Genomic DNA, 16,166 nt, shown 5'->3' with positions numbered 1-16,166 from the left:
GACAGGATGCCAAAGGCGTTAAAGGACTATTGGATAGCAGCCGTGATGGTCTGTGTGGGCTTCGATACCCAGGCAGATCCCCTGGCACCGGAACGCTACACGCTGCTCAGCCGCTCCAACCCTGCGCACATGGACGTGACGCTGGAGCGCGCCCAGTGGCAATGGGTGCGCAACAAGCGCGAACTGGTGGTCGGCACCTCCGCGCCGGACTACCCGCCTTTCGACATGACCCTGACCGGGCACGACTACGAAGGCTTTACCGCTGATTACGTCGGCATTCTCGGGCGCGTACTCGACCTGCCGGTCAAAGTCCTGCGTTTCGCCAGCCGCGACGAGGCGGTGCAGGCGCTGAGCAAAGGCGAAATCGACCTGCTGGGCAGCGCCAATGGCTATGAAGCGGCGTCACGCGGGATCGTGCTGTCCACGCCCTACGCCGTTGATCAGCCCGTGCTGGTGACCCGCGCGGGAGAAACCCGACCTTTGAGCGGCGACCTCAACGGTTTGCGCCTGAGCATGGTTTATCACTACCTGCCGCCGGAGGAAATCGCCTCGCTGTATCCCAAGGCGCGCCTGCAGACCTTCCCCTCCTTCCAGAGTGCGATCAACGCCGTGGCCTTCAACCAGGCTGACGTGTTTCTGGGGGACACGATTTCCACTCACTACGTGATCAACAAGGGCTATCTGAACAACGTGCAGATGGCCAATTTCGGCAAGCACGAGGCAAACGGTTTCAGCTTCGCGGTGGAGGCGTCCAACCCGGTACTGCTGGACATCGTCAATCGGGTGCTCAAGGGCATTCCGGTGGAAGAGCGCATCGCCATTTCCAAACGCTGGGGCGCCGGCAGCGACCTGATGCTGACCGACCAGAAGCTGCAGCTCAATCAACGGGAAGAACGCTGGATCGCCCAGCACCCGATCGTTCGCGTGGTGTTCAACGAAGCCTACGCGCCGCTGACGTTCTTTGATGCGGCCGGCAATTTCAGCGGCGTCACCGCTGATTTACTCGAACTCATCCGCCTGCGCACCGGGCTCACCTTTAAAGTCAGCCATGCCGCCAGCATGAACGACATGACCAATCAGTTGAGCCAGGGCCAGGCCGACCTGATCGGCGCGATGATCCCCAGCGAAGAGCGCCAGAACCGCTTCAATTTCAGCCGCCCCTACATGGACAACGTGTTCGTGCTGGTCACGCGCAAGGAAACCTCGGCGCCCTCCAATCTCGATCAGCTGGACGGCAAGCGGGTGGCGCTGGCCCTCAGCAGCCCGATCCTGCCCTTCCTGCGCGACCACCACCCGGGCATTTATCCGGTGGAGGTCGACAACCCGGCGCAAGCCCTGGACATGCTCGCCCACGGCCGGGCAGAGGGCGCCATCACGTCGCTGTTCAGCGCGAGTTATTTCCTGTCCTCCCGGGCGTTGAACGACACGCTGCAGATGCGCGTGACGGTCGGGCAGGAACCGGCGCGCATTGCCATGGCCACGTCCCGCAATGCCACCGAGCTGACCTCGATTCTTGACAAGGCGCTGTCGAGCATCGCCCCGGAAGACCTGGCCGCGATCAACAATCGCTGGCGCACCTATACCCCGCCAAGCAGCGGCGCGTGGCACGACTATGAGCTGTTGATCTATCAAATCATCGGCGGCGCCAGCCTGCTGCTGCTGGGTTCGCTGGCCTGGAATGCCTGGATGCGCCGGCAGATCAAACAGCGCGAGCGAGCCGAGCGGGCGCTCAACGACCAGTTCGAATTCATGAGCGCGCTGGTCAATGGCACGCCTCATCCGATCTACGTCCGCGACCGCGACGGCCTGCTGCAAATGTGCAATGAAAGCTACCTCGCCGCCTTCGCCGCGCGGCGCGAGGAGGTGATCGGCGAAAGCATTCTGGACGGCATATTGAGCGACACTGAAGAGGCCTTGGGCTACGTCGAGGATTACAAGCGTGTCATGGCCGAAAACGAGCCGCTGATTCTGGATCGCTCGCTGCACATCGGCGGCCGCGAGCTGACGATCTACCACTGGATCCTGCCGTTCCGCGATTCCCTCGGCAAAGTGCAAGGCATCATTGGCGGCTGGATCGACATCAGCGAACGGCGGCAATTGATCGAGCAGCTGCAGACGGCCAAGGAGCTGGCGGACGATGCCAACCGCGCCAAAAGCACCTTTCTGGCGACCATGAGCCATGAGATCCGCACGCCCATGAACGCGGTCATCGGCATGCTCGAGCTGGCCCTGAAGCGTGCCGACCACGGCCATCTGGACCGCCCGGCCATTGAAGTGGCCTACAGCTCGGCGAAGGATTTGCTGGAGCTGATCGGCGATATTCTCGACATCGCACGCATCGAGTCCGGCCGATTGAGCCTAAGCCCCGAGCGCGCCAATCTGCGCCAACTGGTCGAATCCGTGGTGCGGGTGTTCGACGGCCTGGCCCGGCAAAAAAGCCTCACGCTGGCCCTGGATCTGGACGCGCGAACCAACACGGACGTGCTGATCGACCCGCTGCGTTTCAAGCAGATCCTTTCCAATCTCATCAGCAATGCCATCAAATTCACCGAAATGGGTCAGGTCAAGATCAGCCTACAGACCGAAGCCGGCCGCAGCCCGCAGCAAATGCGCGTGCAGGTGGTGATTCACGACAGCGGCATCGGGATCACCGAGCAGGACCAGCAGCGGTTGTTTGCGCCCTTCGCCCAGGTCGATCAATCAGGGCAGCTGGCGCGCACTGGCGCAGGGCTGGGTCTGGTGATCTGTCGCAGTCTGTGCGAAATGATGGGCGGAAACCTGACGCTGAGCAGCCGTCCCGGGGATGGCACGCGAATCGAGATGACCTTCGAATTCACTACCCTGGAGCCGCTCGATGCGAAAAGCATTGCCCGCGAGGCGGCGCCCCACGCATCGGGCCAGCTGCACATTCTGATCGTCGACGATCACCCGGCCAACCGCCTGCTGCTGTTCGAGCAACTGTGCTTTCTCGGGCACCGTTGCGACATGGCGCTTCAGGGCGCCGAGGCTCTGGAGCGCTGGCTTGGGGAGCGTTTCGATCTGGTAATCGCCGACTGCAACATGCCGGTCATGAACGGCTACGACCTGACGCGGGCCATCCGCCAGCTGGAGCAAACCGAGGCACGTCCGCGCTGCACCGTGCTGGGCTACACCGCCAATGCGCAGCCGGAGGAAAAGCAACGCTGCCGTGATGCCGGCATGGATGATTGCCTGTTCAAACCCATCAGCCTGACCGCGCTGAACGACCGCTTGAGCAAGATCATGCCGCTGCGAGCTTCGCCTGCGTCGGGCGTGCTGCCCGCCGTGCCCGTTCAGCCGCCCCAGGCGGTGTTCGACCCGCACACCATCGAAGCGCTGACCGGCGGCAGGGCCGACATGAACGAGCGGTTGCTCGCTCAACTCATCACCAGCATTCGTCAGGACCGCGCCGAGCTGAACGCGACCACGCGCCCGGAGCAGCTGAAAGACATCGGCCACAAGGTGCGCGGCGCCGCGAACATCATTTCCGCAACGGCTGTCATCGAGGGCTGCGAAGCGCTGGAAGCGGCCTGCGAGGCCGAAGCGCCGGCCGCCACTATCGGCGAGCGGCAGTCAGCCCTTTATGAGGCGATGGGCGCGCTGGAGCAGGCGTTGGTGTCTTATCGCGGGAAAGCGCTCGTGCCCCAGGCGGGACCGCAGACATGAAGCTGATGCCGATGACCGCCGCTGATTTTCAGGCATTTGCTGCCCGCTCGGTGGGCGGGTATGCCCGGGATATCGCGCGCACCTACGGATTGTCTGAGGCGCCGGCCGTCGAAAGCGCCAGCGCTGACTTCAACGACCTGTTGGCGGAGGGTCTGGACACCGAGGGGCATTGGTTCTACTGCCTATGCATCGACGAAGGCGTTGAGGTGGGCAGCCTGTGGGTAGGCGTCGTGGAGGACCCGCCGTTGCCAGCCAGGCTGTTCATCTACGACCTGGAGATTCATCAGGCCTTCCGACGTCAGGGCTTGAGCCGGCAGGCACTGAGCGCCGTCGAAGCGTGGGCCATCGAGCGCGGTATCCGGCGTCTGGAGCTCAACGTATTTGCAGACAACCATGGGGCGCGGAGGATGTACGAAACGTCGGGGATGGCTGTCTGTGAAATGACCATGGGCAAGGACTTATAGCCGCCGATGTGTGCCCCGTTCAGACCGGCCCGGTAGCAGAATCGACGCTGCCGTAGGGCGCCAGGTGCTCGCTCAGGTATTTCAGCAGAATGCTCACTTTCGGCAGCGCCTCTCGGGTTTTCAGCCAGACCAGATTCATCGGCAGTCCATCGGTGGCAAGCTCCGGCAGCACTTCAACCAGCCGTCCTTCGTTGAGGTGGGTCTGCACCAGCCAGGTCGGCAATTGCGCGATGCCATGCCCGGCCAGCGTGGCCGATACTTCGCCCTCCCCGTCGCCGACGGCAATGCGCGGATGAATGACGCGCCGCTCCTGATCCCCCGGCACGCGCCCGCGAAAATACCAGGGCCCGACCTGCCCGTCGGACTGGCCGTAGGCGATGCAATGATGATGCTCAAGATCGGCGTCCGTCTCGGGCCGACCGTGCTCGGCGATGTAACTCGGCGCGGCGCAGAACACCAGTCGCTGAGCGCCGATGAAACGATGCCCCAACCCCGCCGCCCATGCATCGCGCCCGCCGATTCTGACCACAATATCGATGCCTTCATGCACCGGGTCGATGAACCGGTCTGAGAACGAAATGTGCGGCTGCAGCAGCGGGTATTCCCTGACGAAATTAAGGATCAGCGGCAACACGTGGAGACGTCCGTAGGAGGCCGGCAAATCGATCCGCACCCGGCCATGGGGCTCATGCCGCTCCGATGCGAGGGCCAGCTCGGCTTCTTCGAGATCAGCCAGCACGCCGCTGCAGGTGGCGTAGAACTTCACACCGGCTTCGGTGAGGGCCAGGCGGCGCGTGGTGCGATTGAACAGGCGCTGGCCCAATCGCTGCTCCAGGCGGGCGATGCTTTTGCTGACCGCCGATGCTGTCAGGTTCAGCTTCAATGCGGCGTTGGCGAAGCTGCCGAAATCGGCCACGGCCACAAATACATCAATGCCCTTGAGACGCTCGGATGAGAACACGGCGATTACCATTGCTGAACTGAGTTCGCGATAGTAAGTCATTTATGTCGCGGATGAGAACTCACATCTCCAATAGGCTATGGCAACGTCCATTGGAGCTTCTTCTATGCAACCTTCACATTCCGCAACGGCCTCTGCGCCGGATGCCTCGTCTCGATCAGGGATACAAATCCTGATCATGGCGATCGCTGCATTCATCATCGTCACCACTGAATTCCTCATCGTCGGCCTGCTTCCGGCCATGGCCAAGGACTTGGGCGTGTCGATCGCCGTGGCTGGCCAGGTGGTGACACTGTTCGCCTTTACCGTGATGTTGTGCGGGCCGTTCCTCACGGCAAAACTGGCCGGCGTCGAGCGCAAGAAACTCTTCACCATCATCCTGCTGGTGTTCGCCGCTTCCAACGTGCTGGCGGCGCTGTCCACCAATATCTGGGTCATGGCCCTCGCGCGCTTCATTCCGGCGTTGGGCCTGCCTGTGTTCTGGGGCACCGCCAGCGAAACTGCCGGGCAACTGGCAGCACCCGGCAAATCGGGTCAGGCGGTGTCGCGGGTCTACCTGGGCATTTCCGCCGCCCTGGTGTTCGGTGTGCCGTTGGGCACCGTCGCCGCCGACACCCTCGGCTGGCGCGGCAGCTTCTGGGTCCTGGCCGTCATCTCGCTGGTGATCGCCATCCTGATGCAGTTGTGCATGCCGACCTTGCCTTCCTCCCCTGCCAAGCACGGTGAGAAGCAGACCGACATCCTGAAACAGCCGCGCTTCCTCGCCCACGTGTTGCTGTCGGTGCTCGCGTTCACCGCGATGTTCACGGCTTACACCTACCTGGCCGATATCCTCCAGACCCTGGCCGGCGTTCCGACCAATCAGGTCGGCTGGTGGCTGATGGGCTTCGGCGCGGTCGGCATGATCGGCAACCAATGGGGCGGAAAGTTGGTCGATCGCAGCCCGCTGGGCGCGATGGTGCTGTTCCTGGTGATTCTGAGTATCGGCATGGCCGCCGCCATTCCATTGGCCACGGACCATATCTGGCTGATCGCCGCGCTGGTCTTGTGGGGCGTTGCGTACACCGCACTGTTTCCGGTGTGCCAGGTGCGCGTGATGCAGGCCGGTGCCAAGGCTCAGGCACTGGCGGCGACCATGAACATTTCGGCGGCCAACGCCGGCATTGGCTTGGGTGCGATTTTTGGCGGGTTGGGTATTGGCCACCTCGGACTGGGGTCGCTGGGCTGGATCGCGACCGGGATCGCCGCCCTGGCGATTGTGGTTGCGCTGTTGATGATGCGTAAGCGTTAAGGACTCGGTCTGGCAGTCAAGCGATGTTGGGCTGCTGCCTTGCCAGGCAGAACACGCAGCGTCGGGATGCCGTTTTTTGAGCGCGGCATCCCGCCTCTGCAAATCTGCAAATAAGAAGAACCGGTTACTCAAGCGCCAACGCTTTCCCTTCCCGCGCCGCCAGAATGCGCGGCAGATTGTCTTCGATCCAGGTGGTCAGCCCGTCCATCTGCAGGGCGACCTCCTCGCCCATCGCCGTCAGACGGTATTCGACGTGGGGCGGCACCACCGGCAGCGCCGTGCGGTCGACAAACCCGTCCTGTTCCAGGCTCTGCAGCGTCTGCGACAGCATCTTTTCGCTGACGCCGCCGATCTTGCGCCGCAGTTCGCTGAACCGGTGCATGCCGTCCAGCAATACCACCAGCACCAGCACGCCCCAGCGGCTGCACACATGATTGAGGATTTCCCGCGACGGGCAGTCACGGGCCAGCACCTCTCCGGTACGAATTCGCTCGAGCAGTGAGACGGAGCCTACAGAGGGCGAAGCAATATCGTTCATGACACTTACCTTTTCGTACGTACTTACGAAAGGTTAGCACGGTGACTATGCTGATCGCTCAATCAACTTCGTTCGGGAATCATCATGATCGTCATCACCGGTGCATCAGGTCAGCTGGGCCGCCTCGTCATCGCTCAACTGCTCGAAACCGTTCCTGCCTCGCAGATCGTCGCAGCGGCCCGTGATCCGGGAAAAGTGGCTGACCTCGCCGCCAGGGGCGTGCAGGTTCGCCAGGCCGATTACGCGCAGCCGACCACTCTGGACCAGGCCTTTGCAGGCGCCGAGAAAGTCCTGCTGATCTCATCCAGTGAAGTGGGCCAGCGGGTCGCTCAGCATCAGGCGGTGATCGACGCGGCCAAACGCGCGGGCGTGAAACTGCTGGGTTACACCAGCGTGCTCCACGCCGATACCTCGGCGCTGGGCCTGGCCGAAGAACACAAGCAGACCGAGGCGGCCCTGGCGCAATCCGGCGTTCCGGCGGTGGTGCTGCGCAATGGCTGGTACCACGAAAACTACACGGCCGGCGTTGCCCACGCGGTAGAGAACGGCGCCCATTACGGCAGCGCGGGTGATGGCCGGATCAGCTCTGCCGCCCGGGCAGACTACGCAGCGGCAGCGGCCGTCATGCTGACATCCACTGAGGATCAGGCGGGCAAGGTCTACGAGCTGGCCGGCGACGAGTCCTACACGCTGAAGGAATTTGCCGCTCAAATAGCGCAGCAATCCGGCAAGCCTGTCGTCTACACCGATCTTCCCGAGGCCGATTACAAGGCTGCGTTGCTGCACGCCGGGCTGCCGGAATTCGTCGCCGAGTTGCTCGCCAACTCCGATGCCGCTGCGGCCAAGGGTGCCCTGTTCGACGACACTCGCCAGTTGAGCCGCCTGATTGGCCGGCCGACCGCACCGCTGTCGGCGAGCATTGCTGAAGCGCTGCCCCGGTAACCTTCGCTGCCGCCTCGCAGCTGCACGCGGGCGGCGCGCCAGCACGGGCACTGAATGATTTGCGCCCCCCAGGGTCGAAACCAATGACAGCGCACCACGCGCTGGCCAAGGAGTTTCGAATGAACAGCAAATCGCTCATTGCCGGTCTGGCGATTCTGGGTAGCGTTTCCGTTGCAAGTTTCACGGTCCAGGCCGCCAACGCAACGGAGCCGACCATTCAACCTTCCCGAGACAATATGCGGGAGCTCGAAGTCGGCAGCCGTTCGCCGCAGGAATTCCAGCGTCCGGACGCCGCGATCAAGGACTGGAAAGCCAAGGGCCTGGAAGAACCGGCCAAAATGAGCCAGTGGACGCGCATCCACGACAAATACGTCGAAGTGCAGACCACCAACGGCCAGATCACCAAGATTGTCCCGATCGAAAAATAAATCGGGCCACTGACCCAGCGCGTCGGGTCCATGTGGCGCGCACCAGGTGAAAGAACCTATACGGACGACCAAAGGAATTCCCATGAACATCAAAAAACTGATGGCTTGCGCGGCAGTGGTCACTTGTCTGAGCGGCACCAGCTTCGCGGCGATGGCGCAAACCCCTGCAACCAAAAGCGTTCAGGCGGAACACACCAATGAACAGTACAAGGTCGGCGACACCACCCATGACCTGTACAAAGACGAGCGCGTCGGCGTCAAGGACTGGCAAGGCAAGGGCCTGACCGCGCCCAAAGAAGGCACGCAATGGGTACTAATCAGCGATAAATATGCGCTCATCAACATGGAAGACGGCAAGGTCCTCGACATCGCGCCGGGCAATCTCAAACCGCTGAAAAAGTGATTACCGACGTACCGCCCACTGTGCCTGACCCCCGTCGGGCACTCTCCCGCCTTCCCCCTCCTCCAAATGCTCGCCACTCCTTGCCACGGCTGACAAGAAAGGTTGCACCCTAACGATTGCGCCCTCTACTCTGCGGCTCTTGTCTGTTGCGCCATAGGCCCAGGTTCGATGTCTTCCGTCTTGAATGTCTTGCTGCCCATCTTCGCCCTCATTCTGGTGGGCTACCTCTGTCGCCGCACCAACCGCCTCGGACCGACCGCCGCCTCTGAAATCAACCGAATGGTGGTCTGGCTGTGTTTGCCGGCACTGCTGTTCACCGCCACTGCCCACGCCACCTGGGCGCAGATCTGGCACCCGGGTTTCGTGCTGACCTTCACCCTGTCGACTATGGCGATGTTCGTTATTACCCTGCTGCTGCGGCGCCGGAAGGCCGGCCATTTCGCCGATGCCAGCATCGACGCCCTCAGCGCCTCCTACGCCAACACCGGCTACATCGGCATTCCGCTGTGCGTCATGGTGCTGGGGCAGGACGGCCTGGAGCCGGCGCTCATCGCCTCGTTGCTGGTGGTCTGCGTGGTGTTCGGCATTGCCCTGGTGTGCATCGAAATCGGCCTGCAAAGCGAGGCACGGGTGCACCGCATCGTGCTCAAAGTGCTGCTGGCACTGGCGAAAAACCCGCTGGTGGTCTCGCCGATACTGGGCGCCTGCTGGGCGTCCACCGGCATGGCATTGCCGGGCGCGCTGGATAAATTCCTCAGCCTGCTGGGTGCCGCGACGACGCCCTGCGCGCTGATTTCTCTGGGCCTGTTTCTCGCTCAGAAACAGCAAGGCCCGTGTGAGGGCACGACGCTGCTGGTGCTGATCAAGCTGATTGCTCACCCGCTGCTGACCTGGTTTCTGGCCTTTCGGGTCTTTCACCTGCCTCCGCTGTGGGCCAACTCTGCCCTGCTGTTGAGCGCTCTGCCCACCGGCACCGGGCCGTTCATGCTGGCCGAGTACTACAAGCGCGAGGCGTCGGTGGTGTCGAGCACGATTCTGATCTCGACGCTGGGCTCGCTGGTGACGCTGTCGCTGTGCATTTACTACATCAACGGTTGACGGGCTGGCGTCAGGGATGAGCTCGGGCATACATTCAGGCACTAGATGGGTGCGTCGCAATGAACAAGCTGGATTTGCTGAAAACCTTCGTCAGGGTCGCCGAGCTGTCGAGCTTCACCCACGCCGGCGACGCCTTGGGCCTGCCGCGCTCGACGGTGTCGGAGCATGTGCGCAGCCTCGAAGAACTGCTCGGCGCACGACTGCTCCTGCGCACCACGCGCAAGGTGCAGGTGACCCCCGATGGCCAGGCGCTGTATGAGCGCAGCAAGGATGTGCTCAGTCAGATGGACGAGCTGGAGGGCCTGTTCCGCCAGGACAACTCGGCGCTCAGCGGACGGCTGCGGGTGGACATGCCCACCGCCATTGCCCGGCGCCTGGTGATGCCACGGCTGGGTGAATTCCTTGAGCGGCACCCGCTGATCGAGCTTGAAATCAGCAGCACCGACCGGCGCGTTGATCTGGTCCGCGAGGGCTTTGATTGCGTGCTGCGCATTGGCGCCCTGCCGGACACGCCGCTGATCGCACGCAACGTCGGCCTGTTCGGGATGATCAACTGCGTCAGCGAGAGCTATGCCGAGCGGTTCGGGATTCCGCAGAATCTGGAAGACCTGCAGCAGCATCGGCTCATCAACTACGCACCGGCTTTCGGCGCTGCCGAATCGTTATTCGAGTATTGCCGCGAGGGCAAGGATTTCCATGTGTCGATGCCCTGCAGTGTGACGGTGAACAACATTGAAGCCTACGAGGCGGCGTGTGTCGGCGGGCTGGGGATCATCCAGATTCCGCGCCTGGCTGACGCTTACCAGCAGCAACGCGGCGCCTTGATCGAAATCCTCCCCGAGTACCGGCCAACGGCGATGCCGGTGTCACTGCTCTACGCCCATCGCCGCCATCTGCCCCAGCGGTGCCGGGTGTTCATGGATTGGCTGGAGCAATTGCTGGGGGAATATGGGGTGATGTCGAAGGGCTCGCGAGGGCGGCGTTAACAGGCTGGTAGGACCGGCTTTAGCCGGGAACGCATCGGCGAAGACTCCGCAAAAATGATGTCGTTTGCACAGGCCTCTTCCCGGCTAAAGCCGGTCCCACAGGGATCGCGTTGATCCAGCGGGCCGGTTAAGCCTCTCCTGCCTGCCATCACTTCAACGCCGCGACCACCGCATCGAAGAAGGCCATCGGGTCGATGGGCTCTTTGTCCACCGGCTTGGGCTGCGCGCCGAAGGTGACGATCACCACATTGTTGGCCGGGTTAACGTAAATGTTCTGTCCCTGGATGCCGACTGCGGAATAGGCGCCGTCCTTCACAGAGGGTGCGGTCCAGGCCGTCCACCACATATAACCGTAATCCAGACTCTTGCCGCCCTTGAGGGTGGTCGGCAGCGTCGCCTCCCTGACCCAGCCATCGGGCAGGATCGAAGTGCCGTTGATCTTGCCATCGTTCATGAAGAACAGGCCGAAGCGCCCGTAATCCCGCAGGGTGGCGCTGATGCCGCTGCCGCCGATCTCCACGCCGTCAGGAGAGTCCAGCCACCAGGTCGCGTCGCTTTCCATGCCGAACGGCTGCCAGATCTTCTTCGACAGGTACTCGGCCAGCGGCATCTTCACCGCGCCCCGCACAATCTCGCCGAGGACCTGGGTTTCGCCGGTGCTGTAATTGTTCACCGTGCCGGGTTCCGCTGCGCGCGGCAGGCTCGCCATCAGCGCCATGGCCGAATGGGGCTGCTGGGAAATCTGCGCCTTGAGCAACGCCCGCCGATCCGACGCCGGATCGGTGTAGGTTTCGTTCCACTTCACCCCCGAGGACATCATCAGCACGTTGCGCACGGTCACCCCGTCGTAGGCGCTGCCTTTGAGGGCCGGCACGTAATCGACCACCTGGGCGTCAAGCCCCTTGATCAGGCCATCCTTGATTGCCGCCGCGGTCAGGGTCGAGGTGATGGATTTGGCCATCGACATCGACATCCAGCGGGTTTTCTCGGTGTTGCCGCGCTGATAGGTCTCGAAGACGATCTTGCCGTCCTTGATCACCAGCATCGCGGTAATACTGTCCAGCGCCACGAAGTCGTACAGGTCGTACTTTTTGCCCTCGACGGTGAAGCGCACGTTGGGCAGTTGTCGGTCCGACTTCGGCAGTGCATAGGGATGATCGCCCGCCTGGATGGTGTGGGTGGGAAACAGCCGGCCGATATTGCGATAGGTGCTGACCGCCAGGTCCGGGAGCATGGCGCCGTCGTAGATCTGCTCGACCGTGCCGATGGGTTCCTGGGCGTGGGGGTAGTCGTCTGCACAAGCAGTGGAAACAAGTACGGCAGCGAGCAGACCGAGGGACAGGGTCAGCGGCCGGTTGAAAGCGGCGGGACGGGAGACGGGTGAGTGCATGACGTATCCTTTTTTTTGTCGTCGATGGACGCTGAATTTCCGGCTAAAACCGGTCCGACTGAAAGAACGTGCGCGCTTGAACCATAGCCCACTCACCGGTATTGCACCGGGTGAACAGTTCAGTGGTTTCATACCCTGACGTCTGCGATTGCACACCTGACCGAATCGAAGGCAAAAAAAACCACCGCACGAAGGCGGTGGTTTTTCAGGCTTGCAGGACGCGTCGAATCAGACTTTGACGATCCAGCCCGCCGGGCCTTCGATGTCGCCGTACTGAATGCCGGTCAGCTCTTTGTACAGGCGCTGGGTCACGGGACCGACGTCGGTTTCGCTGTGGAACACGTGCAGCTTGTCTTTGTAGCTGATGCCGCCGATCGGGGTGATCACCGCCGCAGTGCCGCACGCGCCGGCTTCCTTGAACAGGTCGAGCTTGTCGATGAACACCTCGCCTTCGATGACCTTCAGGCCCAGGCGGCTCTGCGCCAGTTCGAGCAATGACAGGCGAGTAATGCCTGGCAGCACCGACGGCGATTTCGGCGTGATGAACTCGTCGTCGTGGGTAATCCCGAAGAAGTTGGCCGAGCCGACCTCTTCGATCTTGCTGTGGGTCAGCGGATCGAGGTAGATGGCGTCGGCGAAGTTGGCTTTCTTGGCCTCACTGCCCGGCATCATGCTCGCGGCATAGTTACCGCCGACTTTCGCAGCGCCGGTGCCTTGTGGCGCGGCGCGGTCGTAGCTGGAGATCACGAAGTTGTGGGGTTTCATGCCGCCCTTGAAGTACGGGCCAACCGGGATGCAGAACACCGAGAAGATGAACTCGGGCGCAGCGCGCACGCCGATGTTGTCGCCGACGCCGATCACGAACGGGCGCAGATACAGCGCACCGCCGGTGCCGTATGGCGGGATGAAACGCTCGTTGGCGCGAACCACTTGCTTGCACGCTTCGATGAACTGCTCGGTCGGCACGTGGGGCATCAGCAGGCGGCTGCAACTGCGCTGCATGCGCGCGGCGTTCTGGTCGGGGCGGAACAGGTTGATCGAGCCGTCTTTGGCGCGATAGGCCTTGAGGCCTTCGAAGCATTGCTGGCCGTAATGCAGCGCGGTCGAGCCTTCGCTGATGTGCAGCACGTTGTCTTCGGTCAGGGTGCCTTGGTCCCACTCGCCATCGCGCCAGTGTGCCAGGTAGCGTTTGTCTGTCTTGATGTAGTCGAAGCCAAGCTTGTCCCAGTTAATGCTGTCGTTACCCATGACACCCTCTATGTCCAGGCCAGCTCGGCCGGGAGTGTCCGGCGTCTGGCGTTTCATCGATAAGGCCCGGAGCAGGACGCAACCCGTTCCGGTGTGTCGCCATATTACTGATTTTTCTCCCTGCAAACCGCCTCGGCGGCCGATGAGCTGAAAAAGATCCGCCGCTAGCGTGCCTGTGCGCGCCGGTTTGTGCCGTCTGTAGCAAAACCGCCCAGAGGCGCGTGCAGTTTCGCCAATGTTGCCTAAGGTGTGTAAATCGTCTGAGACAGGAGCAGCACCCATGGGTATCGATCAGTTGTTCGCCGATTTGAGCAGTCTTCCCAGCATTCCCAAGGTGGCGCAGGACCTGATCAAACAGTTCGACAGCCCGTCGTCGGACCTGGGCAGCATCGCCGGCAACATCGAAAAGGACCCGGTGATCGCGGCGAAAATTCTGCGGCTGGCCAACTCCGCGCGTTTTCGCGGTGCGCGGGAGTCGTCGAGCATCGAGGACGCGGCCATGCGTCTGGGCTTCAACACCCTGCGCACATTGGTGCTGGCCTCCGCAGTCACCGGCGCGTTCAAGGCAGGGCCAAGTTTTGACCTGAAGGGCTTCTGGCTGAAGAGCTTTCAAGTGGCCGGGATCTGCCGCTTGCTGGCGAAACAGTCCGGCGCCGATGCCGAAATCGCCTTCACCTGTGGGGTCATGCACGACATCGGCGAGCTGCTGATCCAGACCGGCGCACCCGCCGTTGCCGAGCGCATCAACAGCGTAACCAAGACCGGCACCACCGGGCGTGCGGCGATTGAAACCTTGCAATTGGGCTTTGGTTACCCGGAAGTCGGCGCGGAACTGGCCCGGCGCTGGGGATTGCCGGAGGTCATCCAGAATGCCATCGCTTATCAGGCGCGGCCCATGCAGGCACCGGGGGACGCGACCCAGCCACGGATTGTTGCCCAGGCATTGACCATTTCCGCTGCGCTGGAAAATCACGGCGGCGCCACGGCGCAGGCGAAGCAGGAAGTGGATGGGCCATTGCTGGAGGGGGTCGATCTGGATGCGGTGTTCGCGGCGCTGCCGAAGGTGTTGGAGGACGACAAAGCGTTTGCGGAGTTGTTGAGTTAGGGAAAGCGGTCATGCTCTGAAATGGATGGCGCCTGAACCGACCCCTTCCCGGCTGAAGCCGGTCCTACAAATTGATCTCGGTCCCACTGACACAACACGGTCACTCGTAGGACTGGCTTCAGCCGGGAAAACGTTAGGCGTCACGCTGCAAAATTGAGGGTGCTTACCGAGGCCCCTTCCCGGCTGAAGCCTGTCCCACTAGTATCAGCGCACAGCCGCTCTTGAGAACCTGTGCATGCCTGATGTTCCTGACACCCACGTCGACACCCTGCTGCACTGGATGCACGACCGCTCGTTCCTCGTGCTGACCGGCGCCGGGATCAGTACGTCGTCCGGTATCCCGGATTACCGCGACAGCGAGGGCGTGCGACGGGGTCGGCAGCCGATGATGTTTCAGGAATTCCTCAATGCGCCCGAGGCCCGACGTCGCTACTGGGCCCGGGCAATGCTCGGCTGGCCCCGGGTTCGCGCCGCGCTACCCAATCCGGCCCACGAAGCGATTGCCCGCTTGCAGCAACACGATCTCATCAGCGGGGTGATCACTCAGAACGTCGATACCTTGCACGATCAGGCCGGCAGTCATGACGTCGTGGAATTGCACGGCAGTCTGCACTGGGTGCTTTGCCTGGACTGCCACCACCGCACCGAACGCGACATCATTCAGTTGACCCTGATCGAGCAAAACCCGTATCTGGCAGGCGTCGATGCGGTGCAGGCGCCGGATGGCGACACTTTGCTGGACCCCGCCTTCGAAGAACGCTTCCAGGTGCCGCACTGCCCCCACTGCGGCGGCGAGCGAATGAAGCCGGACGTGGTGTTTTTCGGTGAAAACGTGGCGCCACCCACGGCGGCCAAGGCCATGCATCGGGTGGAAGAAGCCCAGGGACTGCTGGTGGTGGGGTCGTCGCTGATGGCGTTCTCCGCCTTCCGCCTGTGCCGCGCGATGAAGGATCAGGGCAAACCGCTGATCGCCATCAACCTGGGCAAAACCCGGGCCGATGATCTGCTGGATCTCAAGATCGAAGCGTCGTGCGAGGAGCTGTTGCCAGCGTTGGCCCAGCGGCTGTTACAGGGTTAACGGGCAGCACGACATGTGGGAGTGAGCTTGCTCACGAAGACGGCATTTCAGTCGCTGAAGATTTAGCGGATGGCCCGCCCTATATCGTGAGCAAGTCCGCTCCCACCTTGCCCGATCCTTCATCTGATTGCGCGAATCCCCGGCAACGCCGCCAGCGCCCTGTCCCACACCTGCCGCGTCCTCACCCACGCCACTTCCTGCCAATCCGGGTCCGCCGGGTAAAACTGCTCCAGCAGCCCTTCCTTGATCCGTCGACCGGTCTCGTCCAGGGGATCGCCGTGCAGGTGCAGCCAGTGATCATCCCGCAAATGCCCATGCACTTCTGCGCCCGGGTACGTGCCGCACTCGATGACAAACGGCATCAGGTGCACGCCCGGCAAGGCGTCGAGGAGCATCTGCGAGGTGTAGCCGGTGGAGGTCGCCGCGACACCGGTTTCGCTGACCCGATTGGCGCCGGTGATCAGCGTGAACAGCCACGGTCCGAACAACGCTTTCGCATCCTCCAGCGCGGGGTAGGCCGCCTCGACGATGCTCATCAGCATGGGATGGC

15 protein-coding genes are annotated in these 16,166 nt (G+C 62.4%); 10 read left to right on the top strand and 5 right to left on the bottom strand.

What is annotated here, in order from left to right; translation table 11 throughout:
• The first annotated feature begins 6 nt into the window (after window positions 1-6).
• Both QMX88_RS17460 and QMX88_RS17455 read left to right on the top strand, forming a co-directional pair.
• Window positions 7-3,684 (top strand): transporter substrate-binding domain-containing protein, encoded by a 3,678-nt coding sequence (locus tag QMX88_RS17460; protein WP_282371514.1) that lies wholly within the window; start codon window positions 7-9, stop codon window positions 3,682-3,684.
• On the top strand, window positions 3,681-4,148 hold the full coding sequence (locus QMX88_RS17455) for a GNAT family N-acetyltransferase (protein WP_282371513.1): 468 nt from the start codon (window positions 3,681-3,683) through the stop codon (window positions 4,146-4,148). The genes QMX88_RS17460 and QMX88_RS17455 overlap by 4 nt, the downstream gene beginning before the upstream one ends.
• 19 nt (window positions 4,149-4,167) lie before the next feature.
• Here QMX88_RS17455 and QMX88_RS17450 read toward each other — a convergent pair whose 3' ends face one another.
• Entirely contained in the window at window positions 4,168-5,109 is a 942-nt protein-coding gene (locus QMX88_RS17450; RefSeq protein WP_282371568.1) for a LysR family transcriptional regulator, read from the bottom strand.
• 106 nt (window positions 5,110-5,215) lie between these two features.
• Between QMX88_RS17450 and QMX88_RS17445 the strand changes: the two genes are divergently transcribed.
• Window positions 5,216-6,400 (top strand): MFS transporter, encoded by a 1,185-nt coding sequence (locus QMX88_RS17445; protein WP_282371512.1) that lies wholly within the window; start codon window positions 5,216-5,218, stop codon window positions 6,398-6,400.
• Between the two features lie 124 nt (window positions 6,401-6,524).
• Here the strand turns inward: QMX88_RS17445 and QMX88_RS17440 are convergent, their stop codons facing one another.
• Window positions 6,525-6,938, bottom strand: coding sequence for a winged helix-turn-helix transcriptional regulator (locus QMX88_RS17440; RefSeq protein ID WP_282371511.1), 414 nt, complete (start codon window positions 6,936-6,938; stop codon window positions 6,525-6,527).
• 84 nt (window positions 6,939-7,022) lie between these two features.
• On the opposite strand from QMX88_RS17440, the gene QMX88_RS17435 reads away from it, so the two are divergent.
• From QMX88_RS17435 to QMX88_RS17415, 5 genes are all read left to right on the top strand, one after another.
• Window positions 7,023-7,880, top strand: a complete 858-nt coding sequence (locus tag QMX88_RS17435; RefSeq protein WP_282371510.1) for an SDR family oxidoreductase — start codon at window positions 7,023-7,025, stop codon at window positions 7,878-7,880.
• A gap of 119 nt (window positions 7,881-7,999) precedes the next feature.
• Entirely contained in the window at window positions 8,000-8,308 is a 309-nt protein-coding gene (locus QMX88_RS17430) for an RcnB family protein (protein ID WP_192172021.1), read from the top strand.
• Window positions 8,309-8,390: 82 nt separating this feature from the next.
• Window positions 8,391-8,711 (top strand): RcnB family protein, encoded by a 321-nt coding sequence (locus QMX88_RS17425; protein WP_282371509.1) that lies wholly within the window; start codon window positions 8,391-8,393, stop codon window positions 8,709-8,711.
• A 168-nt stretch (window positions 8,712-8,879) separates the two neighbouring features.
• Window positions 8,880-9,809 (top strand): AEC family transporter, encoded by a 930-nt coding sequence (locus QMX88_RS17420; protein WP_282371508.1) that lies wholly within the window; start codon window positions 8,880-8,882, stop codon window positions 9,807-9,809.
• A gap of 59 nt (window positions 9,810-9,868) precedes the next feature.
• Entirely contained in the window at window positions 9,869-10,795 is a 927-nt protein-coding gene (locus QMX88_RS17415; RefSeq protein WP_282371507.1) for a LysR family transcriptional regulator, read from the top strand.
• 148 nt (window positions 10,796-10,943) lie between these two features.
• Here the strand turns inward: QMX88_RS17415 and QMX88_RS17410 are convergent, their stop codons facing one another.
• Window positions 10,944-12,185, bottom strand: coding sequence for a serine hydrolase domain-containing protein (locus QMX88_RS17410; protein ID WP_282371505.1), 1,242 nt, complete (start codon window positions 12,183-12,185; stop codon window positions 10,944-10,946).
• Window positions 12,186-12,413: 228 nt separating this feature from the next.
• Window positions 12,414-13,433, bottom strand: a complete 1,020-nt coding sequence (locus QMX88_RS17405) for a branched-chain amino acid aminotransferase (RefSeq protein ID WP_282371503.1) — start codon at window positions 13,431-13,433, stop codon at window positions 12,414-12,416.
• Window positions 13,434-13,713: 280 nt separating this feature from the next.
• Here QMX88_RS17405 and QMX88_RS17400 point away from each other — a divergent pair, with 280 nt between their 5' ends.
• Together QMX88_RS17400 and QMX88_RS17395 are read left to right on the top strand one after the other, a co-directional pair.
• Window positions 13,714-14,538, top strand: a complete 825-nt coding sequence (locus QMX88_RS17400) for an HDOD domain-containing protein (protein WP_442969470.1) — start codon at window positions 13,714-13,716, stop codon at window positions 14,536-14,538.
• A gap of 235 nt (window positions 14,539-14,773) precedes the next feature.
• A complete protein-coding gene (locus QMX88_RS17395; protein WP_282371499.1) occupies window positions 14,774-15,616 on the top strand; it encodes an NAD-dependent protein deacetylase in 843 nt (280 codons plus the stop codon).
• Between the two features lie 119 nt (window positions 15,617-15,735).
• Here QMX88_RS17395 and QMX88_RS17390 read toward each other — a convergent pair.
• A partial coding sequence (locus QMX88_RS17390; RefSeq protein WP_282371497.1) for a DUF2817 domain-containing protein occupies window positions 15,736-16,166 on the bottom strand: 431 nt, incomplete at its 5' end.

Origin of the sequence: Pseudomonas sp. PS02290 (assembly GCF_029960075.1) — a bacterium.
Lineage (GTDB): Bacteria > Pseudomonadota > Gammaproteobacteria > Pseudomonadales > Pseudomonadaceae > Aquipseudomonas.
Note: the sequence above shows the minus strand (reverse complement) of the source record. Positions and strands in the feature narration are given on the sequence as shown.